General features: G+C 60.6%; 19 protein-coding genes. 17 read left to right on the forward strand and 2 right to left on the reverse strand.

The features are described 5' to 3' along the window. Window positions 1-16: 16 nt before the first annotated feature. Entirely contained in the window at window positions 17-1,714 is a 1,698-nt protein-coding gene (locus tag PMI36_RS10510; RefSeq protein WP_008073315.1) for a sulfatase-like hydrolase/transferase, read from the reverse strand. 380 nt (window positions 1,715-2,094) lie between these two features. Between PMI36_RS10510 and PMI36_RS10505 the strand changes: the two genes are divergently transcribed. The 17 genes from PMI36_RS10505 to PMI36_RS10425 all read left to right on the forward strand — a co-directional run bounded on the left by PMI36_RS10505 (window position 2,095) and on the right by PMI36_RS10425 (window position 20,857). Beyond that, window positions 2,095-3,447 (forward strand): UDP-glucose dehydrogenase family protein, encoded by a 1,353-nt coding sequence (locus tag PMI36_RS10505; protein WP_008073316.1) that lies wholly within the window; start codon window positions 2,095-2,097, stop codon window positions 3,445-3,447. Beyond that, window positions 3,444-4,502, forward strand: coding sequence for an NAD-dependent epimerase (locus PMI36_RS10500; protein WP_008073317.1), 1,059 nt, complete (start codon window positions 3,444-3,446; stop codon window positions 4,500-4,502). The genes PMI36_RS10505 and PMI36_RS10500 overlap by 4 nt, the downstream gene beginning before the upstream one ends. Then, window positions 4,499-5,245 (forward strand): sugar transferase, encoded by a 747-nt coding sequence (locus tag PMI36_RS10495; protein ID WP_008073318.1) that lies wholly within the window; start codon window positions 4,499-4,501, stop codon window positions 5,243-5,245. Before PMI36_RS10500 ends, PMI36_RS10495 begins: the two co-directional genes overlap by 4 nt. Then, window positions 5,246-5,890, forward strand: coding sequence for a CpsD/CapB family tyrosine-protein kinase (locus PMI36_RS10490; protein ID WP_008073319.1), 645 nt, complete (start codon window positions 5,246-5,248; stop codon window positions 5,888-5,890). 22 nt (window positions 5,891-5,912) lie between these two features. Further along, the gene (locus PMI36_RS10485; RefSeq protein ID WP_008073322.1) at window positions 5,913-6,935 is read left to right on the forward strand and encodes a polysaccharide biosynthesis/export family protein; all 1,023 of its coding nucleotides are present in this window, start codon (window positions 5,913-5,915) and stop codon (window positions 6,933-6,935) included. A 17-nt stretch (window positions 6,936-6,952) separates the two neighbouring features. Further along, a complete protein-coding gene (locus tag PMI36_RS10480) occupies window positions 6,953-8,548 on the forward strand; it encodes a GumC family protein (RefSeq protein WP_008073323.1) in 1,596 nt (531 codons plus the stop codon). 32 nt (window positions 8,549-8,580) lie between these two features. Continuing rightward, window positions 8,581-9,636, forward strand: a complete 1,056-nt coding sequence (locus tag PMI36_RS10475) for a glycosyltransferase family 4 protein (RefSeq protein ID WP_443216706.1) — start codon at window positions 8,581-8,583, stop codon at window positions 9,634-9,636. Next, window positions 9,633-11,000: an O-antigen ligase family protein gene (locus tag PMI36_RS10470; RefSeq protein ID WP_008073325.1), complete on the forward strand. Its 1,368-nt coding sequence runs from the start codon at window positions 9,633-9,635 to the stop codon at window positions 10,998-11,000. The genes PMI36_RS10475 and PMI36_RS10470 overlap by 4 nt, the downstream gene beginning before the upstream one ends. Continuing rightward, window positions 10,997-11,965 carry a glycosyltransferase gene (locus PMI36_RS10465; protein ID WP_008073326.1) on the forward strand — a complete coding sequence of 323 codons (969 nt, stop codon included), beginning with the start codon at window positions 10,997-10,999 and terminating at the stop codon, window positions 11,963-11,965. Before PMI36_RS10470 ends, PMI36_RS10465 begins: the two co-directional genes overlap by 4 nt. Next, on the forward strand, window positions 11,958-13,094 hold the full coding sequence (locus tag PMI36_RS10460; RefSeq protein WP_008073329.1) for a glycosyltransferase: 1,137 nt from the start codon (window positions 11,958-11,960) through the stop codon (window positions 13,092-13,094). Before PMI36_RS10465 ends, PMI36_RS10460 begins: the two co-directional genes overlap by 8 nt. Window positions 13,095-13,106: 12 nt before the next feature. Beyond that, window positions 13,107-14,108, forward strand: a complete 1,002-nt coding sequence (locus tag PMI36_RS10455) for a polysaccharide deacetylase family protein (RefSeq protein ID WP_008073330.1) — start codon at window positions 13,107-13,109, stop codon at window positions 14,106-14,108. Further along, window positions 14,105-15,409: a lipopolysaccharide biosynthesis protein gene (locus PMI36_RS10450; protein WP_008073331.1), complete on the forward strand. Its 1,305-nt coding sequence runs from the start codon at window positions 14,105-14,107 to the stop codon at window positions 15,407-15,409. The genes PMI36_RS10455 and PMI36_RS10450 overlap by 4 nt, the downstream gene beginning before the upstream one ends. Then, entirely contained in the window at window positions 15,406-17,325 is a 1,920-nt protein-coding gene (locus tag PMI36_RS10445) for a hypothetical protein (protein WP_008073332.1), read from the forward strand. Before PMI36_RS10450 ends, PMI36_RS10445 begins: the two co-directional genes overlap by 4 nt. Window positions 17,326-17,417: 92 nt before the next feature. Beyond that, window positions 17,418-18,107, forward strand: coding sequence for a GNAT family N-acetyltransferase (locus PMI36_RS10440; protein ID WP_032830530.1), 690 nt, complete (start codon window positions 17,418-17,420; stop codon window positions 18,105-18,107). A gap of 4 nt (window positions 18,108-18,111) precedes the next feature. Then, window positions 18,112-19,326: a GNAT family N-acetyltransferase gene (locus PMI36_RS10435; protein WP_008073334.1), complete on the forward strand. Its 1,215-nt coding sequence runs from the start codon at window positions 18,112-18,114 to the stop codon at window positions 19,324-19,326. Continuing rightward, window positions 19,298-20,110, forward strand: coding sequence for a ChbG/HpnK family deacetylase (locus tag PMI36_RS10430; protein ID WP_008073336.1), 813 nt, complete (start codon window positions 19,298-19,300; stop codon window positions 20,108-20,110). The genes PMI36_RS10435 and PMI36_RS10430 overlap by 29 nt, the downstream gene beginning before the upstream one ends. Before the next feature lie 57 nt (window positions 20,111-20,167). Continuing rightward, entirely contained in the window at window positions 20,168-20,857 is a 690-nt protein-coding gene (locus PMI36_RS10425) for a hypothetical protein (protein WP_008073337.1), read from the forward strand. 194 nt (window positions 20,858-21,051) lie between these two features. Here the strand turns inward: PMI36_RS10425 and PMI36_RS10420 are convergent, their stop codons facing one another. After that, the gene (locus PMI36_RS10420; RefSeq protein ID WP_008073339.1) at window positions 21,052-21,858 is read right to left on the reverse strand and encodes a class I SAM-dependent methyltransferase; all 807 of its coding nucleotides are present in this window, start codon (window positions 21,856-21,858) and stop codon (window positions 21,052-21,054) included. Window positions 21,859-21,928: the final 70 nt, after the last annotated feature.

Genomic DNA, 21,928 nt, shown 5'->3' on the forward strand with positions numbered 1-21,928 from the left:
CAGCCAACAAACCACCTCACTGCCCCACCGCCACACTCGGCACCACCCGCCCCGGCGTCACAATGCTGTTCAGATCAATGTGCTTCCACTCCGGCTTGGCCCCCAACCGTGCATTGAAACGATAGTTAAAGGTGAAATCGTCCCCCGTCTGCACACTTAGCGGTTTGCCATACACCGCCTCAATCCCCGCCAGGTCATAACCCATCACCTGCAGTAACGTCGGGAAGATGTTGTAGTGACTGGAGCGATCCTTGTTGGCCGGCAATTGCGCCTGCCAGTCCAGGGTCTGCAAACCGCTGCCCGAAATCACCACCAACGGCACCAACCCTTCCTCCTCCACCGGATCATCACCGCAGTGCGTATTGAGCCCCGGGTTACCGCGCTCGTGGAGATCCTGCCCGTGATCAGAGGTGTAGATCAGCAGCGCATGGCTCAGATCCGCCTGAGCAAACACCCGTGCGAAGAACTCGCCGACATTCCACAGCACGGTATTTTTATAGGCGTTGCGGTACAGCAACCAATCATCCGGCTGACCGTTGAAACCATCGCGTGTGCCCGTGTCCGCCACCTCGACAAACTGCCCACGGGGCAATGTCGGGCGGTAAGCCATAAACGCATCCGGGTACTTGTCGTGTACCGGAAAATGCGCACCGACCTTGTTGATCACTACCAGCTGCGGCTTACCGTCGTTGAGCAGCTCGATCAGCTTGGCCGCCGCTGCCATGTCGCGGTCACGCACGCTGGTGCGGTCGAATTGCACGAACTCGTCGATGTCCTTTTGCTCGGCAGCGTTCATCAGGTTCTGCAAGTTGCCGCCGGTGCGCTGGGAGTCGATGTAAACGGTGCGCAGCCCGGCTTTTTTGGCGTACTGCCAGATCGACGGCAATGTGCTGTTGATCCGCATGTAGTCGGCGCGGGTGCCACCGTAGCGCAGGGTGACATTGGTGTCGGCGCTGCAATTGGCGATGGACGCCGCGTAGCCATAATTGAAGATGTCCACGCCCGGGCGCGGCTCCTTGAGATTGCTGTGCACACCGAACGGCGTGTTGATGTCCAGGTAGTTGCCGGAAATGCTCTCGTCGATGATCAGCACAATGTCATGCCCCACCGGCTGATCGATGCGCGGCAGGCTCACTGGCTCACGCGGGCCGACGGTGTTGTGCAGCGCTTCATAAGTGAACAGATTCAGATAGGCCAAGGGTGTGTACATGATCGGCAAGCCACGGGCACCCTCGCCGGCCCGCATGAACAGCACGGTGCTGAGCATCAGTACCCCGAACACTGGCGCCGCCACCAACAGTGCACCCGGTAATGGCGCCCGTCGACGCGGCTTGAGCCCGAGACCGAACAGCAGCAACAAACCACTGAACATCGCGCTGATGATTGCATCGCGGTACTGGTACGCGGCCTCTTGAATGAACCCACCGGAATACACCAGCGACACAAAACTGCTGTAGGTCATGTAACCGGCAGTCACTTGCGTATAGACGTCGAAGAACACCGCCGAGCCAGACATCACCAACGCGAACAGATGACGGATCAGCGTCTGACGGATGTACGCGGTCATGAACAATGCCACTGTCAGCACGACGAACATTGCGCCATACAGCAGCATAGGAAAACCGATGCCCAGCGCGTCAAGGCGATCGAGGTAGTAGTCGTAATTCTTGAGTAAATACAGAACCAGCAACAGTTCCTTGAGGTAACGGATCATGGTGATTACAGCACCTCCGTGGCCAATGGATGGTCGGCCATTTTCTGACACTAGCACCGAGCCTTCGAAGCGCAAGAAATACCGGTTTTTTCCCCAAAGCGTCAAAAAAACGTTGCCTCGAATCTGACACACTCAAGCGTCTGTAACCCTTGTGTTTCAAGCCCTACGACCGTTTATCGTTTTGTCAAAACCCTCAGAAACCCCTCAAAACCGCAGTAAATCCAGCAGCGGCAAGCACTTGATGGCAAAAAGCCCGTGAAACCGGGGTTTTCCCGGTCGCGCTACCCGTCATTTTGCTGACTCGCTTTCCCATGGCTAGGCTATACCCCTTTTGACAGTCTCACTTCAGTTACATCCACCGTTTTACGAGGCACGCCAATATGGACGTGAGCGTATTTGGTACGGGTTACGTCGGTCTGATACAAGCCGCGGCATTGGCCGACGTCGGACATCGTGTGCTGTGCGTCGACATTGACCTCAACAAGATCAAGCAACTGCAACAAGCCGTGCCCCCGATCAGCGAACCGGGACTGTCCAGCACACTGGAAGACAACATCAAGGCCGGTCGCCTGCTCTTCTCCACCCAGGCCAGTGACGCGGTCGAACACGCGGAGCTGATTTTCATCGCGGTGGGCACTCCCGCCGATGAAGACGGTTCCGCCGACCTCAGCCATGTGCTGAATGTCGCTCGGCAAATCGCCAGTTTCATGGAGTCCGATCGCACCCTGATCATCAAGTCCACCGTTCCGGTGGGCACCGCGGACCAAGTGGCGAGCGCTGCCGACGAAGAACTGCAACGCCGTGGCAAACAAGCGTTGAACGTACGGGTGGTGTCCAACCCGGAGTTTCTCAAGGAAGGCAGCGCCCTGGCCGATTGCATGCGCCCGGACCGGATCATTGTCGGCACCAATGACGATGAAGCGCGCAACCAGTTGAGCGAACTCTATGCACCGTTCTGCCGCAACCGCGAAAAGCTCATGTTCATGGACAACCGCAGCGCCGAGCTGACCAAGTACGCCGCTAACGCAATGCTCGCCACCCGCATCAGTTTCATGAACGAACTGGCCAACCTCACCGAGTTGCTGGGGGCCGACATTGAAGCGGTGCGCAAAGGCATCGGCTCGGACCCGCGCATCGGTTACCACTTCATCTACCCCGGCTGCGGTTTCGGCGGCTCGTGCTTTCCTAAAGACCTGCGAGCTCTGCTGCACACCGCCGAACATCACGGCATGTCATTGCGCCTGCTGCGTAGCGTCACCGATGTGAATGACAGCCAACGGCACATCCTCTTCAGCAAACTGCAGGCGCTGTTTCCCGATGGCCTGGTCGGCAAGTCCATCGCGATTTGGGGCCTGGCCTTCAAGCCCAATACCGATGACATGCGCGAAGCGCCCAGCCGTTATCTGATGGAGGCGCTGTGGGCCGAAGGTGCGAGCGTGCAGGCTTACGACCCGGAAGCCATGTCCGAGTGCCGGCGCATTTACGGCTACCGCAATGACCTGCACCTGTGCGCCACCCGCGACGACACCCTGGAAGATGCCGACGCGCTGGTGATCTGCACCGAGTGGAAGAACTTCCGCGTGGTCGACTTCGATCTGCTGGCGAGTAAATTGCGCGCGCGGGTGATTGTCGACGGGCGCAATCTTTACAACCCGGAGCACGTAGCGGCGGCCGGTTTGCACTACAGCGGTATCGGGCTTCGGCACATCGTTCCCGAGGCGCCACGGCCATGAAAATACTCGTCACCGGAGCGGCCGGTTTCATTGGCGCCCATTGCCTGTTGCGGCTGTTGCGCGACGGGCATGAGGTATGCGGCCTGGATAATTTCAACGACTTCTACGACCCGCAACTCAAACACGACCGCGTGGATTGGGTGCGCAAGCAAGTCGGCGATTTCCAGCTCGCGAAAGTCGATGTGGCCGACGCCACGGCCCTCGACGCACTGTTTGTCGCTGAACAACCGGAGGTGGTGATTCACCTCGCGGCCCAGGCCGGGGTGCGTTACTCCCTGGAAAATCCCCGGGCCTACGTCGACAGCAATCTGAGCGGGTTCCTGAACATTCTCGAAAGCTGTCGCCACCACCCGGTCAAACATTTGATCTATGCCTCGTCCAGTTCGGTGTATGGCGCCAACCAGCACACGCCTTACTCGGTCAAGGACGGCGTTGACCACCCGTTGTCGCTGTACGCCGCGACCAAAAAAGCCAACGAACTGATGGCTCATAGCTACAGCCATCTGTTCGGCATTCCCTGCACCGGTTTGCGTTTTTTCACCGTTTACGGGCCTTGGGGCCGGCCAGACATGTCGCCGATCCAGTTCGCCCGGGCGATTGCCGAAGGGCAGCCGCTGAAGCTGTTCAACTACGGCCAGCACCAGCGTGATTTCACCTACATCGACGACATCATCGAGAGCATCGCCCGTCTGATCGAGCGCGCCCCCCAACCAGCACCGGACTGGAACCGCGAACAACCGGACCCGGCCAGCAGCATGGCGCCATGGCGCATTTACAACATTGGCGGACAACAGCCAGTGGAGCTCAAGGACTACCTGGCGCTGCTGGAAAAACACCTCGGACAAAAAGCCCTCGTCGAGTTGCTGCCCCTGCAGCCGGGCGACGTGCTCAACACCTGCGCCGATGCCAGCGATCTGGCCCAGGCCACCGGTTTCCAGCCACGGATCGAGCTGGATGAAGGACTCGGACGATTCATCGCCTGGTTCCGTGACTACTACCCACTGCGCAACGCCCACTCGCCACTCGCGCCAGGGCTTCAGCGGAGGACTCTATGACTGGACATGAAAAAGGCGTGTTGCTCAATCACATGCTGCGTGACAAACGCCTGGACCCCGAACACCGAATGCGCCTGGACACGGCGATCCACATGCAGGGCCGCGGCTGGATGACCGGCCGTGACGGTGGTCGGCCCTGGACGCTGTCGCGCACCAACCGAGTGGTTGCATGCCTTGGCGCGCTGGTGATTCTGCTGCTGCTGTCCCCTGTGCTGCTGGGCCTGGCGCTGGTGATCAAGTTCAGCAGCCCGGGGCCGGTGATGTTCGTGCAGAAGCGCACCGGTTACCGCGGCCGCCTGTTCGGCATGTACAAGTTCCGCACCATGGTGACCAATGCCGAAGAGCTCAAGGAATCCTTGCGGCATCTGAACAAGCACGGCGCCGATGCCATCGATTTCAAGATCGACAACGATCCGCGGATTACCCCTATCGGTAGCTTCCTGCGGCGCAGCAGCCTTGATGAGTTGCCCAACCTGATCAATGTGGTCAGCGGCGACATGCGTTTGGTTGGTCCCCGACCGACCTCGTTCAACGCTTATCGCTACAAGGACAGCCACCTTGCACGCCTGAGCATCTACCCCGGCATGACCGGCCTGTGGCAGATATCCGGGCGCAGCAATATCGACTTCGACCAGCGCGTTGAGTTGGACCTCAGCTACATCGCCGAGCAGAGCCTCTTGCTTGATCTGAAGATCCTGTTGAAAACCCCCTTCAAAGTATTCAGCGGCCACGGAGCGAGTTAAATGGACGGTTCATCGAACAAAAGCCTGACCATCGCCAGCCCGAGCGAGTCCAACCTGACCTCGACCGTGCTCGACCTGGATCTGCGGATCCTCTTCCTGACCGCTGCCAATCCAGGCGCCGGCACCACCACCAGCGCCCTGGCGCTGGCCAGCCAACTGGCGTCAATGAGCAGCGGCCAAGTGCTGCTGGTCGACGCCAGCCAGTCGGAGGGCAACCTCACGCAACAGCTGGGGCTGACCAAAGAACGCGGCTTTCGAGACCTGCTGTTCAACGACTCACCGCCGCTGCTGCAGGACTGCCTGGTGAATGTTTCCAGCCTGCCCTTCCACATCCTGCCGAACGGGCGGCACATCCGCGGCGCCGAGCACCTGACGACCGAACAGCTGGCCCCGTTGCTCAACCAGTTGGGCGATCGCTATCGCTTCGTGGTGATCGACGGCGACGCGGTGTATTCGGCCGCCGACACCCTGGTCATCAGCACCTTGGCGGACGGCGTGATCATGGTGGTGCGCGCCGAAGACACGCGCTGGGAAGTGTCCCAGGCCGCGGTCCAGCGCCTGACCCAGGCCGGCGCAAAACTGGTGGGCAGCGTCTTCAACCGGCGCAAGTACTACATGCCCAAATGGCTCTACAAAAACCTGTAGCCACCGCAGAAAGGATGTCGCCATGAACGCCAAAATGCTTCTCCTGCTGTTGCTGCCGCTTGCAGGTTGCTCCAGCACCAGTGAAACCCAGCATATGCCGGTGCAGATCCTCACGGCCGAGCCGGCCAATGCCCAAGCCACCGACATGCCCAAGGTCGAACAGACCCTGCGGCCCAAGGATGTGCTGGATGTGATCTTTCACATCAGCACCAGCGGCTCGCAGGCTTATCGGATTCAACCCGGTGACCAGGTCGCCCTGAACTTCACCGCGGCCAGCCAGCTCAACGGCACGCAACTGGTGCTGCCCGATGGCACCATCGAACTGCCAGGAGCCAACACCGCGGTGAAAATCGGCGGGCTGACGTCGGTCCAAGCCCGGGAGGAAATCCAGCGTGTCTATAACCGTAAAGCCCTGTTTCAGCCCAACCGCAACCAGCTGACCGTGCTGGTCACCAGCCCGCTGAGCAACGAGCAGAACCTCAGGAGCTCCCTGAACCACCCCGCTACCGGCTTGAGCCGGGAGATCGTTGTGGGCAACGACGGCTATGCGAGTTTCCCGGAAATCGGCTCCGTGCCGCTGCAAGGCATGACGGTCAACCAACTGGAAACGTTCCTCAATCAACGCTATGCGCAATTGCCGGGGCGGATGACAGTCGACGTCATGCTCAAATCCACCTCGGGCAACGAAATCTATGTGCTGGGTGAAGTCGCGCAACCGGGCTCCTACCCGATTCGCCGGCCGGTCTCGGTACTTGAAGCGCTGACCCTGGCACGTGGCACTAGCGTCAAGGCGCGGCTCGATTCGGTGGTGATCATGCGCCGCAACGGCAACCAGGTGCAGGCCGTGCACTACGACGTGGAAAAAGCCTTGTCCGGTGACGCGTCACAGATTGCTTACCTGCAACCGGACGACATGCTCTACGTGCCCAAGACCAAACTGGCCAGCGCCGGTGAGCTCGCACGGCAACTGGCGGACGTGGTGTTGTTCCAGGGGGTGGGCTTCACCTTCGGCTACCGCGTCGATAACAAAGACAGCGACAACTAACGCTCAGGTGACCGACCATGAACCCAAAGGAAAACTACCTGCATGAGTTCTTCAGGATTTTCTTCGCCAACAAGCAGTTGGTGAAACGAGTCTTCCTGATCTTTGCAGTGATCGCCCTGATCTTGCCGCTGATGCTCAAACAGAGCTTCGACATCACCGCGCAGGTGATCGTGCAATCCAAAAAACTCTCCCAGGGAGACGCCACCACGTCCCTGACCCAAAGTGATGCCTCGTTCATTCCACCGTCACTGGCGGACATGGAAACCGAGAGCAATATCCTGCGTTCCCCGGCCCTGATCCGTCAGACCATCAGCGACCTGCGGGCCAAAGGCGAGTACGCGCCCAACCCCGGGATCTTCAGCAAACTGGTGACCGAACCGATCAAGCGTTTTGTGACCACCCCCTTGCGTGAATACGTGGTCAATCCGGTGCGCGATGCATTCGGGCTTGAGACCGATCCGGTTCGGGACACCGCCCTGGATACCTACACCCAAGAGGCCGTCGATAACCTGAAAATCGAAACCCTGCCGGGTTCCAACGTGATCTCAATTGTCTACAGCTTTGGCGATCCCGCCCAGGGCACCCGGTTTGTCGCGGCGCTGCTGCAAAACTACCTGGCCAGCCGTCAGGAACTGCAATCGATCGACCTGCCGCAGAGCTTCTACGAAACCAAGAAGAAGCAGTATCAGGTGCGTCTCGATGGCCTGGAGGGCACGCGGCTGGCGTTGCTCGAAGGCGTGGCTTCATCCGATCCGAAGGAAGAAATCACCTTCCGCCTCAATGCCATCAACACCGAGGAACAGGCCCTGAACCTGTATCAGGATCGCCTGTTGCAAAGCCAGCGCTGGCTCGATTACCTGAAAACCGCCCTGACGTCTGCCACCAATACGTCCCGGCTCAGCGACTACACCTTCCCCTTCACCTTCACCACCACGGTGGACAACATTGCCTTCGAAGACCGGGAGATCAGGCAGCTCGGTGAGCAACTGACCACTCAGGTCAGCCGCTACATGAACGACCTGGCGATCTTCCAGCCGGGCAGTGAACCCATGCTGTTGACCCGTGAGCAGATTTCCCGCACCCGTCAGCAGTTCCTGAAAATCGTCAGCAACCGGATTCAGGAGCGCACCAACGACCTGGCGATTGTCACCTCGGTGATCAAGCAGAAAACCGCGCGCATCGCCGACTTCAAGGAGCGCATCCATCAGTTGCAAGTGGCTCAAAGCAAACTGGCGCAAATGGACACCGAGATCAATGCCCTGCACGCGGCGTTCTCCACCTATGCCCAACGCTTTGCCGAAAGCAGCTCCGCCGGCTTGCTGGACAACGATATGTCCAACGCCCGGGTACTCAGCCCGCCGTATGAACCGACCGATGCAGCGTTCCCCAAACCGCTGCTGATCATTCCGTTCGGGATGCTGACCGGTCTACTGCTGGCGATTGCCTTCGTCTACGTGCGTGAGTTCTTCGATCACCGCTTCAAACACCCAGCGCAAATCACCCATGAACTGGGCTTGCCGGTGTTGTTGGTGATTAACGAGCAAGACGTCGTGCCGAACAATCCGCACAAAAACTGGACCGTGGATAGCTTCGTGCATTGGGTGCGCCATTGAACGGGCCGCTCAGCGCCAGCGCTCTGCCGATCATGCATTTGATCAGCAGCGGCGGCTTCTATGGGGCTGAGCGGATGCTGCTGGATCATTGCCTGGCGACGCCGGGGCGGCACCAAGTGCTGTTTCTCGATGCGCCACCAGCGCTGATCGCGCGATTTCGTGGGGCTGGGGTCGACTGCCGCAGCTTCACGGGCTTGAGGGAATTGCTGCGTCATTTACGTCAGCGGCGGGCTGAACAGCCGCTGATCAACACGCACAATTTCAAGGGTCTGTTATTTGGCTGGGTGGCCGCCACGTTGTTGGACTTGCCGTTGGTGATTACCCAACACGGTTTCACCCCGCGCAGTCGCAAGCAACGCGTTTATGGCTGGCTGAGTTTGCAATTGTGCCGCACGGCGTCGGTGCACCGCGTGGTTTGCGTGGCCGAAAGCATCGCCGTGCTGCACCGCAAGGCCAGTGTCCGGACGGAGAAACTGCAAGTGATTCCCAATGGTCTGCCAAAGGCCAACGGCCTGCTACCTCACACTGCCACACACCCGCGCTGGCTCGCGGGTTACGTCGGTCGGCTGAGCAATGAAAAAGGCCCGGACCTGTTTCTCGATGCCCTGATTCCGCTCTGTCAGCAACACCCGCAACTGGACGCCGTGATGCTCGGCGACGGCCCGGAACAGAAAACCTTGCTGGCGCGGATTGCCGCTGCCGGCTTGCACAAACGCATCACCTTGCCGGGTTATCAAACCGACATGAACCGGTGGTGGCAGCAACTCGATGCGCTGGTGATCAGTTCGCGTACCGAGGGCACGCCAATGATTTTGCTGGAGGCCATGCAGGCCGGAGTGCCGGTGGTGGCGTTCAGCGTCGGCGGGATTCCCGATGTGCTGGAGGACCGGCACAACGGCCTGCTGGCGACACCCACCGACACCACCGCTCTCGCCCGGCAGATCGATATGCTGCTGAATGAGCCGGCCCTGGCTCGCGAATTGATCGACAACGCAAGACGTACGCAATTGGACCGTTACGACCTGAAGGCCTTGGCCGAACGCTGGTCGCAGCTTTATATCCGTACTGCACGGGAGGCACGCGCGTGATCTTTCCGCTCTCGATCGTCAGTCTGCTCGCCCTGGTCTGCCTTGGTTTGCTGGCCAGCCCTTATCCGTATCTGGCGCCAGGCGCAGTACTGGGCCTGGTGGCTGTCGCGGTGCTGTACCGAAAACCTGCCTGGGGTTTGTTGGGCATCGCGGCGCTGGTGCCGTTCGAAGGTTTCTTCAAGGGCAGCGCGCTATCGGGTACCAAATTCATCGGTGCGTCACTGGCGCTGATCGTGATGTTGCAACTGGCTATCCACCAGATTCCGTCCGAGCGCCTGCGCAGCAACATCTGGCGCCTCCTGATCTGGTTCATGGTGTTGTACCTGTTGAGCATGATCAATACCGATAACCTGGACATGTCCCAGAGCCATCTGCGGGACCTGAGCGTCGGCCTGGTGCTGTTTGTGATCACCTTGCTGATTGGCCGTGAGTTGAACCTCGATATGTTCGCCCGGCTGGTGACCCTCAGCGTCAGCGCGACCAGCGCGCTGGCCATGTTCTCCACCAAGTATCAGGACCAGGGCCGCGCTGCAGGACTGCTGGAAGACCCGAACTCGTTTGCCCTGCTGATTGCCTTCGCTGTGCCATTGGCGCTGCTGCTGGTGATCCGCGGCCCGAACCTGTTGCACCGATTGTTCTGGGGCGGCTGCTGCATTTTGCTGCTGGGCGGCATGACCAAGACCGATTCCCGTTCCGGGCTGGTGGTGCTTTTTCTCAGCTTGATGATCGGCGCCTGGCACTACCGCGCGCAGTTGCCACGCATCCGTCCGCGTCACTTGGGTTTTGCCATGCTTGGCCTTGCGATCGTGATCCCGCTGGCCATTTATTCAATGCCGGCCGGTTACATCGCGCGCATCCAGTCCTTGAGCATCTTGAAAGCCGGGGCCAAGAGCCAGGACGAATCCCTGGGCCGTCGCGCGTCGTACATCCTGGTCGGCAGCCAGATCATCCAAGAGCACCCGTTACTCGGTTCCGGCCCCGGCACCTTCCCGCTGCACTACGCCACCACCGGTTACGCCAAAGTGTTTTCCGCCAACCGCAAGCCCGGCGACCTGTACCGCCGCGCGCACAATACTTACCTGGAAATCTTCAGCGAAGTGGGGATTCCCGCCGGCCTGTTGTTCGTCGGCATGCTGGGCCTGGGGATGTACAACCTGGTCCGCGCCCGTCACGCCTGGATGCTGCGACGAAATTGGGAACAGGCCGACCTGATCACGCACCTGAGCATGAGCTATGTGTCGTTGCTGCTGTTTTTGATGTTCCTCAGCGCACCGAATCACAAATACCTGTGGATCATGCTCGCGCTGACGTTCGTGTTGCGCCTCAAGGCTGAAGAACGTCCGCCGACGGAGGCCAGCGCATGAGCCGCATCAGCCTCGTCATCCCGATGTACAACGAAGCCCGACACATCGGCCGTACGTTGCTCGCCGCGAAAAAAGCCGTCGAGGCTGCCAGGCTGGAATGCGAGTTGATTGTGGTCGATAACGGCTCCGACGATCAGGGACCGCACATCGCTCGCCAGTTCGGTGCGCAGGTGCTGGTGCTGCCCGGCTTGCTGATCGGCGCCCTGCGCAATCGCGGGGCGGCGGTGGCGACAGGTGAATGGCTGGGCTTTATCGATGCCGATATCGAGATGCCCGGGGACTGGCTGACGCTCTTGTTCGAACTGGAGTCCGGCGGTCAGGCCGATGTGCTTGCCCTGGACTTGCACACTCCTGTCGAGGCGCCGTGGTTTGCCACGGCCTGGCAGCGCCGCATGGCCCGCCCGACCACTCACGCCTTGCACCCGGTGCAATGGCTGCCTAGCGCCAACCTGCTGATGCGCCGCACCTGGTTCGATAAGGTCAGCGGCTTCGACGAAACCCTGCGCACCGGCGAAGACAAGGCGTTCACCTTGCGCCTGAGTGAAGCCGGTGCACGATTGCTCGCGGTCAATCAAAGCGTCGCCTTGCATTGGGGTTACGAAGGCAGTTGGCGCGAATGGATGGGCAAGGAGTTGTGGCGCCAGGGCAGTCACCTGCAACTGCTGCGCACCCAGGGGATGAGCCTGCGCTTGCTGCGATTCCCGGCCTTTTCAATGGGCGTCTGGGCACTGGATTTCATCGCTCTGTCTGCCCTGCTCAATGGTTTTCCCAAAGCGGCGTTGTTCATCGTACTCATCACCAGCCTGCCAGCGCTGGTGCTGAGCCTGCGCCAAAGCCTGAAACACCATGACATAGGCCTGATGCTGCAACTGTGGGGGCTGCACTGGGTGCGCCTGCACCTGGCCGGTGCCGCGCTCATTTTGAGCCTGTGTCACTGGAATGCCAGGAGGCCGGCCCGTGGCTGAGTTCATTTTCTGGCTGTGCCTGCTATTGCCGGTGTATGCCTGGCTGGGCTACCCGCTGCTGCTGACGCTGATTGCGCCGTTGTTCCGCGCACGGCGTCATGCGCCAGCCCCACCGATGAACGTGAGCATCATCATCGCCGCGCACAACGAAGCCCGGCATATCGAAGAGAAATTGCGCATCCTGCTCGCCCAGGATTATCAGGCGCGCTCGCTACACATCATTTTGGCCAGCGACGGCTCCACCGACGACACCGTGGCCTGCGCCCACAAGGTCATTGACCCGCGCATCAGCGTGCTCGACCTGCCTCGTCAGGGTAAGGCAGCCACCTTGAATGCCGGCGTGGCCCTGAGCACGGGCGAGATTCTGGTGTTCACCGATGCCGATAACCAATGGTCGACCGACACCCTCGGCCAGTTGCTCGCGCCCCTGGCCGATCCACAGGTCGGGGCCTGTGCCGGGCACATGCTGATCCCGGTGCCGGGCAAGGGCCTGAGCCTGGGCGACAGCCTTTATCGGCATTACGAAGGCTGGTTGCGCAAGGTGGAAAATCGCACCGGCTGCATGGTCTCCGCCGACGGCGCCCTGCTCGCCCTGCGCCGCGAGTTGTTCCAGTACGTGCCGGCGGAGGTCAACGATGACTTCTTTATCAGTACCTGCGCACCGGTGGCGTTCAAACGCATCGTCTATGTGCCCCAGGCACAAGTGAGCGACCAGGGCGTCGACGAAATCGCCAAACAATGGCGCCGCCGCCAGCGCGTCACCGTCGGCGGTCTGCAAAGCCTGGCCCAGCGCCGGGAGCTGCTGAACCCTTGGCGGTATGGCCTGTATGCGATTGCACTGATCAGCCACAAGCTGATTCGACGCTTGGCACCGATCCTGTTGGTGCCGTTGCTGTTGAGCAATGTCTGGCTGTGGAATGTTCATGGCTTCTATCGCCTGAGCCTGATCGCGCAACTGCTCGGTTACGCGATGGCCATCGTCGGCCTGCTGGATGTGCAACACCATTTACCCAAACCCTTTCGCCTCGCCGCGTTTGTTCTGGTGACCCTTGCCGGGATGAGTATCGGTCTGTGGCAGTTCTTGCGCGGCCAGCGGTACGCGCAATGGAACCCCGAGCAAAATCGTTGAAAGGACCGCGCCATGGCGATCAAACAATTATTAAAACGCACCAGCGGCTGGCTTTATCTCAACTCGCCCGTAGGCCGTCACCAATTGCACGGTGCCGGGGTGATCCTGATGCTGCATCGGGTGCTGGCCAATGACCGCGCCGCCGACCTGCCCCATCGCAATGAACTGTGCGTCGGGCCGAAGGCATTCGAACATCTGCTCGCCTGGTTGAAAAAAAACTTCGACTGCGTGCCACTGATGGAGATCTTGCAACCGGGCACCATCAGAACCGGACGACCAAAAATCGCGCTGACCTTCGACGACGGCTGGCGCGACAACGCGCTGAATGCCTTCCCGTTGCTGAAAAAGTATCAGGTGCCGGCGAGCATTTTTCTCTCCACCGATTTCATCGGCAGCCGACAACGCTTCTGGTGGGAAAGCCTGGGAGAAACCCTGTGGCACAGCCACGGTGAAAAAGCCCGGACGCATTTGATTGAATGCCTGCAACAGATCAGACGACCGTTACCGGTGCTGCTCGATGATCTGGATGTGCAGCGCCGTAGCCTGGCGCTTTTGCACTTTCTGCACAGCCTGAAAAACCTGCCATCGGGCGAACTGAATCGGCTCACCGATCAATGCCCCGAAGAGTCGTTGCCCCAGGCCCTGGACTGGCATCAAGTACGCGCGCTGGAAGCCAGCGGGTTGATCCGCTTCGGTCCCCATGGCGCCAGCCACGCGATTCTCACCGACCTGGACGACCAACGTCTGGATGAGGAACTGAGCCGCAGCCGCAATGCCCTGCTCAACGGTTGCAACCGACCGCTGCCGGTCTACTGCTACCCCAATGGCGACCATGATGCGCGGGTGCGCGAACACGTGGCGGACCACGACTTCCCGTTTGCCCTGGGCACCGACATCGGGATTTATCGTGGTATCAGCGATCCATTGGCCTTGCCGCGAATCGGCATCAGCCATCGCACGGCGCGCAATCCGGAGTTGCTGTCCTGGCGCATCTATCGCGGAGCCAGGCCATGAGTCGCAATCATTACCTCAAACACCTGGCCCTGAGCATGGGCACCAAACTGGCGATGATCGGCCTGAGGCTGCTGCGCAATGTATTACTGGCGCGGATTCTGGGGCCCAGCGAGCGCGGTCTGTTTGCGTTGCTCAGTACCCTGCCCGATTTGATCAGCGCCGCCACCAGCGGCGGGCTGAATTCGGCGGTGGGGTATCAGGCGGCCAAGCAACGGCCCATGGGATTGTTGTTGAGCCAGGTGCTGGTGTTCGGTTGCCTGCTGGCGGGTTTGCTGACGTTGCTGGTGGTGGCGCTGGTGCGCGAGTTCGGTGGTGAACTCGACATCACCACGCAACTGGGATTGCTCGCCTGGCTGTTGCTGCTGGCGGTGCCGCTGACCGTGCTCAAGAGCGGCCTGCTGACCTTGCACAATGCGTCGGGCGGTGTGGTGGCGTTCAATGCCTTGCGGCTGGTGGAATCCCTGGCGCCACTGCTGTTGTTTCTGGCCTTGTTCTGGATGTGGAAAGACGCAGCCCTGGAAGCGGCGCTGATCAGTTGGCTGGCCGGCCTCAGCCTGGTGGTGCTGGCCGGGTGGTTCTGGCTCAAGCGCACTCAGCCCTTGAAGTTGCAGTGGGACCGTGCCAGCCAGAATGAACTGCTGCGCTACAGCGCTCGCAGCCATCCGGACCTGTTGTTCCAACAAGTGATTCTGCGCTCCGATTACCTGTTCATCGGCGCCCTGCTCGGCAGCACCGCGTTGGGGCATTACGCCATGGCCAGCGCCGCCGCCGAGTTGCTGCTGATCGTCCCGGAAGCGGTGACCACGCCGCTGATGAAACGCCTGCTGCAACAGGACGAAGGCATGGATCGCCTGACGCCGTTGGCCCTGCGCCTCACCGCCACGGTGATGCTCGGCGCCTGCCTGACCATGGCGGTGATCGGTGAATGGCTGATCGTCACGCTGTTCGGCATTGCCTATCAGCCAGCCTACCCGGCGTTGCTGGCGCTGCTGCCGGGGCTGCTCGGCCTTTGCTATGCGAGCATCTTGCGCCTGGACTTGCTGGGCAAAAATCGCCCCGGCACGATTTCGCTGTTGATGGGCCTCGGCGCGTTGCTGAACCTGACCCTGAACCTGTTGCTGATCCCGATTTACGGCATCGTCGGCGCTGCGACGGCATCGTCCATCGCCTACCTGGCGGTCACCCTCGCGCTACTGGTGATGTATTGCCGGTTGAGTGGCGTACCAGTCTGGCAAACCCTGATCATCCTGCCCAGCGATGTGGCTCCGATGCTTCAGATGCTGCAACGGAAATCGGCATGAAGCGCCTGATGCTGCTGTTGAGCCTGGGCCTGGGTTTGAGCGCCCAGGCGGCGCCCATGCGCTGGGCTGATATTCGCGACGGCAGCCTGTACCTGCAAACGGATCGCCCCGACACGCTGACTATTCGTTGGGTTCCGGCGTGGCAGGCCGATGCCAACGAAGAACGCCTGTACCTGCTCGACGGCAACGGCAACCTCAAGGGCGAGCGCCTGATCGCCGCCAGTGAAACCCGAGGCAAGCAGAGTTGGCCACTGGCGCCCAGTGCCGCCAGTTATCGACTGGAAATTCCGGGCTACAGTTTCCGCCGCTACACGATCGAACACGATGAACGCACGGTGGCGCTGTTCGCCCCGGCCAAGGTGCATTTCAGTGCCGAAACCCGCGGCGGCGATGAGCTGTATTTCAAGGTCGCACCCGGGGAACACGCCGTACTGGCCGGCAAGTTTCACGGAGGGATCAACGCCCTGCAGGCCCAGCGCATGGGCGACAACAAACAGTTGTCCCTGGCGCTGAAACCCTATCGCGCCTATTGGCAGTTCGATCAGGTGGCATTGCCCGTCACTCAGGACGAACAGGTCTGGCGCCTGCGCCTGCAAGGCAGCGGCAAGGTCGCGTTCTGGCTCGATGGCACGGCGAATCTGTTTGCCCAGAAACCGCAGCAGCTCAAACCGCTGCGCGAGGACGATGGCCAGACCCGCTTGACCCTGCACAAAGAGATGCTCGGCCCCACTCCGAACCTGGGCATTTATTTGCCCTACGTGCTGCCCCCTCAATCCAGTTTCGCAGCGCTCGACGCCCTCAAGCCCCAGGCGGGCACCTACTACAGTTTCGTTGACGTCACCGCGCAAAATCCACACCACGAAGATGCGTTCCGCCAGCTCTATCAGAACCGCTTCGGCATCACCCAGGACCTCACGCTGTTGGCCGGCAGCCAGCGTCAGGCGGATTTGCGGGCCGACACTCAAAGCAACGCCGGCCTCGGTGCCTGGCTCGCCGCCACTCGCGCCCTCGGCGGCACCGGTACGCACTACATCGCGTTTGCCGACGAGCCGAACCTCAACTACTCGAGCTACGCCGACTACCAGTCGATTTTCAACAGCATGGCCCGGCAGGTACGCAGCGATCCGGCCAACGCCAAGGCGGGTGTGCGCATCGCCATGCCCGCCACTTCACGCTTCGTCAACGGCCCGTTCGCCGACAACGCCGCCGACAAGCGCGGTATCGATTGGGCACGGCGCCTATTGGCCGAATCCGGTGAGCAGATCGACGCCCTCGCCTGGCACGAATGGATGATTCGCGACCTGCTGGCCACTCGGGTCTACCGCGACAGCGTGCGCCGTGCCGCCGAGCTGGTGGGCCTCGATGCCAAGGGCCGGCCACGCAAGGCCTTGCTGCTGGATCAGACCAACCTGTCCAGCGGCTCAAGCCTGAGCCCCTACGATCAGGAAACCCATTTCGCTTCGCTGTGGTGGACCTCGGTGGTCATCAACTCGGCCCAGGACGGGTTGCTGGACATGCTCAACTGGTTCCAGGCCGCCGACGAACCGACCTACCCCAAAGGCATGGTGCGGGTGCTGGGCGGCGATCGTTTCGAACTCAAGCCGGTGGGCCTGGCCCAGCAATTCATCCAGCAGCACTGGCTGAAAAACGTCATGCGCCTGGACAACGACGCTTTCGAAGTCGATGTGTTGGCCATGGCCACCGAGCGCCAGCGCAGCCTGTTAGGGGTCAATAAAGGGGTGCGCTTGCAGCGTGTCGATCTGGGCGGGGCGGCGTGCCCGTTGGCCAAGGGAGCGCTGGTGTACTTCGGTGCCGACAACCGCAGTCGCAGCGCTCAGTTCACCTGTCACGACGGTCGCGTCAGCTTCGACCTGCCGGGCGAAACCCTGTTCGCCTTGAGCTGGAGCGCCTCATGAACGCCGCCAACTTGCATCACCACGACCGTGCCGCTCTCGACCGCGCGTTTCACCACGCCAGCGGCGACCGGTCTCTGTCAGGAGGCAATGATATGAATGCCTTGGGAAAACTTCGCCAACACATCAAACGAAAAGGCCTGCGTGCAACGGTCCAGCTCCTTTGGAGGCGCTACATGTTCGTTCACTGGGAGCTTCTGTGGATGAAGCGTGACCTGGTCAGCCCGGTACCGCCCCACCAGCTCAAGCCTTACCCACCGCTGCAAGTGAAGACCATCACGGTGCACAACACCGCAGCCTTTGCCCGTCACTTTGGCGACCGGGTCAACATCATGGAAGAACTGGCCACCGAGGGTTACACCGGGCACATGTATCTGGATGGCAAAGGCGACGCGGTGGCCTTCATCTGGGGCAGCACCCGGGAGTACCACGACCGCCATTTCTATGGCTGCAAGTTCCCGGTAAAAAAAGGCGAATTCTTCGAATTCGGCGGCGAACTGGCTCGCGCGTATTGGGGCAGCACGCTCTCGGTGGACCTGCAACTGCGACTCTGGAAAGCCATGCAGGCCCAAGGCTGCCACACAGTCGTGGATGTCTGCGACGCCCACAATGTACCGGCGCTGAAACTGCACATTCGCATGGGCTATCAAGAGCAAGGACGCATCCAGCACGTCTATCGATTATTCGGTCGCTGGCGTTTCTTGCGTGAAGCCCGTTACAGCGACTCACGCCTGGACGCGCTACGAAAACCGTCCCGTTCACCTGTTCCTGAGTCAGTGGCGTGAAAATATGATGGCTCGATTCGAATGGCGCACCTCGCTGTGCGCCCCGGACTTTCCGGCAGCTGCTTATGAGGGGTTACGCAGGCGCGTGACGGACCATACGCCGTTCAACACCCTCGCCTGGCTGTGCGCATCGGAACAGGCTCTGACCGCCGGGGAACACTTGCACGTTCTGCTGGGCTGGCAAGGTGATGAATTGGCCTTGTGCCTGCCGCTGGTGGCATCCGTGGAGCGCTTTGGAAGGCTGCCATTTCGGGTCTTGCGTCACCTCGGTTATCCCCTCACCGATCGCCTGGCCCTGCTCACCTGCCTCGATGCAGACAGCATGCGCAAGGCGCTGGTGATCATCCGCCGTCACTTGCCCCATGCGATGCTGCAACTCAATGAATTGTCCGAACCCATCGGCGAAGAAAGCGCGCTGACCGCATGGATGGCCCACAGCTCGACTGGCGAACGTCGCCTCAGTTGCCGGGTGCCGGTGCATTTGATCAGCGATATCGACCGCCAGGAAGTCTCCGGCGACCCGCGCTACAAACTGCGCCGGGCGCGTAAACGCATATTGGCTTATGGTGCCCAGGTCCGACGCGTAACCCCTGATGCGGCCACTATCGGGCCGTTATTGCAGGCCCTCAGCGAAGTCGAAGTGCAGAGCTGGAAAGGTGTCGAAGGCCTGGGGATTTTCACCAGCAACCGTAGCCGACAATGGATCAACCTGGCCTTCACCGCCCTCGCCGAACAGGGACTGCTGCGGGTGGTGGTGCTGGAAGTGGACGGGCGCTGCATCAGCTACCGGCTCGGCTTGCTGGAAGAGGGCCGGCTGTACGACTACAACCTGGCGTTCCTGCCCAAATACGCCGACCTGGGCAGCGGTCGTGTGCTGCTCGAAGAGTGGATTCGCTGGGGTCTGGACGACAACTGGCACTGGATCGACGCTTCGCGGGTCAGCCTGATGAACTCCAGCCATCAACTCCAGGAGCGCATGACCGGGCAACTGGAGCACTGGCGCTGGAGCTTCTACTCCTGGCGCCCCAGCGGCCTCGCTCTGGGGTTGGCCATGCGACTCTGGCATCAATTCAAGCCGTGGTTGAAAAAGTGGCGGGCCTGGCGGGCATCAGTTGCTCCTGCATCCCCTGCGACACCCACTCGTATCGACAAAGGCCCTGCGCCCACCGAAAAAAACAGGGAGGGCAAACATGCCTCGCCAAGTCATAGTCAACGCTGACGACTTCGGCCTCAGCCCGAGCGAAAACGCGGTGATCCTCGGTGCCTTCCAGGCCGGGGTCATCAGCTCCGCCACCGCCATGGCCAATATGCCGGCGTTCGAGGAAGCCTGCGTCCTGGCCCGCCAGCCGTTGCTGCAGGGCCGAATCGGCTTGCACTTCAACCTCACCTATGGCCGGCCGTTGAGCCCCTCGATTCTCGCGCGTTCGACGTTCTGCGACAGCCAGGGCATGTTCGATCTCGACCTGCCCCGCCACAGCCTCTGGCTCAACCGCCTGGATCGCGAAGCGGTGCTGGAGGAACTCCAGGCTCAATGGCAACGTTGCCTGGATAACGGCCTTCTCCCAAGCCACATCGATTCCCATCAGCACGTGCACAACATCTGGCCCATCGGCGAAATCGTCGCGCGCTTTGCCGCCTACCAAGGGGTGCCCGTGCGACTGGCGCGCCATCTGGGAAATAACCTGAGTGTGCGCAAGCGGGTGTTCAAGACATTGCTCAATCATCGATTGAACCGCCTCGCCGGAGCGACCGCCCAGTACGTATGCACCCCGGTAGACCTGCGCAACGTGGCGATGCCGATCGACGGCCTGCTGGAAATCGTCGTCCACCCGACCCATATCGGCGCCGATTTTGGCGATATCTATTTAAACCCCGGAGAGTCTCTGGCTCACATCCTGGAGCTGCGTCTTCCGGGCATTCCGAGAGTGTCCTATGCCGTTGTGCCAAGGACGCTCAAAGACGAACAGCAGTACCCGATTGAGCTACGCCCGTTGCAACCTTGATTTATCGCTATCGAAAACGTTACCCACCACACCCTGGCTTCAGCCTCGGAGGACTTCATGAGCGCCATCGACAAGCTTCGCGAACGTATCAAACAAAAAGGCCTGCTCCACACGCTCCAGACGCTCTGGAAACGCTATGTGTACTTCCACCGGGAACTGTTGTGGCTGGGCCGCGATCTGGTCACCCCGGTGGCGCCGCACAAACTACGGCCCTATACGGGTTTGAAGCGGGTGACGATTACCCGGGAGAACGCCATCGCTTTCACCAAGTATTACGGTAACCGCGTCAAGGCCATGGCCCAGATCGCCTCCGAAGGTCACACCGGGCACATGTATGTGGACGAGGCAGGTGATGCCATCGGATTCATCTGGGGCAGCCTCAGTGACTACTTTGACCAGCATTATTATGGCTGCTGGTTCCGGGTCAAACCCGGTGAGTTTTTCCAGTTCGGCGGTGAAATGATCCCTCTCTACTTCGGCTCCAGCCTGTCGGTGGACGCCCAGTACAATATCTGGGGGGCGATGCGGGACCAAGGTTGCGACAAGGTCATGGACGTCTGCGATGTCCGCAACATCCAGGCCATGAAAATGCACCTGCGCATGGACTACCAGGAACAGGGGCGAATCACCCACGTCTACGACCTGTTCGGCCGCTTTCGCTTCTTCCGCGAAACCTACTACAGCGGCTCGCGGCTGACTTCGTTGCGCAAACCGGAACAGCAGGCAGTGACTGCGGCGCAGGCGTGATTGGTTTTGCGTCCGACTCAGACCAATGTGGGAGCGGGCTTGCTCGCGAAAGCGGTTTGCCAGACAACATTAATATCGACTGACACGCCCTCTTCGCGAGCAAGCCCGCTCCCACATTTGACCGCCTCTCCCTGTGGGAGCGGGCTTGCCCGCGATAGCGTCAGTCAATGCAACTCATTTCTCAGATCCGACACTCAGCGCTTCACCGCCACCAACGTGTAACACAACGGCAGCTGCGCCTTTTGCTGCTGATACCGATCGTAGAGTTCTTCGCGGTTGGAATGCGGGTATTCCTTGAAGTGGCCGATCTGCAACCCCGCCTCAACGGCACCGGTGAGAATGGCGCCCAGGGTGTGGACGAACCAGTAGGACGCTGAGGCCGGCTGTTCGACTTTGCCCTCGTAAACGATCGGCTGGTTCTGGACGAAAGGTTCGCTGCGAAAATACGAGCTGTCCGGGCGATAGGGATCGGCTGACTCGGGGTCGAACATTTCCAGGAACGGGTGGGTTTCGTACACCACCAGGCTGCCGCCGGGCTTGAGGGTTTGCGCGGCATGGCGCAAGAATTCGGCGATGTCGGGCATCCAGTTCAAGACGCCGATGGTGATCAGCGCCACGTCGAAGCGCTGGTGAAGATCAGTCGGCAGGTGATGGATGTCCGCCTCGATGAATTCGGGCTCATGGGGCGAACGGGATGCCAGCTCCCGGGCCTGATCGAGAAAGGCCTCCGATTGGTCAATGCCCACGACACGGCGGGCTCCCAGCGCAAACAGCGAAAGACTTTCGCGTCCGTTGTTGCAGCCCAATTGCACCACATCCTTGCCGGCGACGCCGACCTGTTGAAGCAACCCGCTGAGGGTGTCATCCAGGCAGGAAAAATCGCTATGGCTCACGGCACTCAAACAGGCCTGCCACTCAGGGGCGTCTTTGTGGTGTTGGGCGGAGTCATTCCACGCATCGCGATTGCTGGCGATGGCTTTTTCTTTTGTCGGCATTTCCATTGCACGCTCCAGAATTCGGGCCTTTGATTGGCCGGCAAGAGTCTGGATCAGTGTCAGCAAAACTACCATT

The organism is Pseudomonas sp. GM79, assembly GCF_000282495.1.
Lineage (GTDB): Bacteria > Pseudomonadota > Gammaproteobacteria > Pseudomonadales > Pseudomonadaceae > Aquipseudomonas.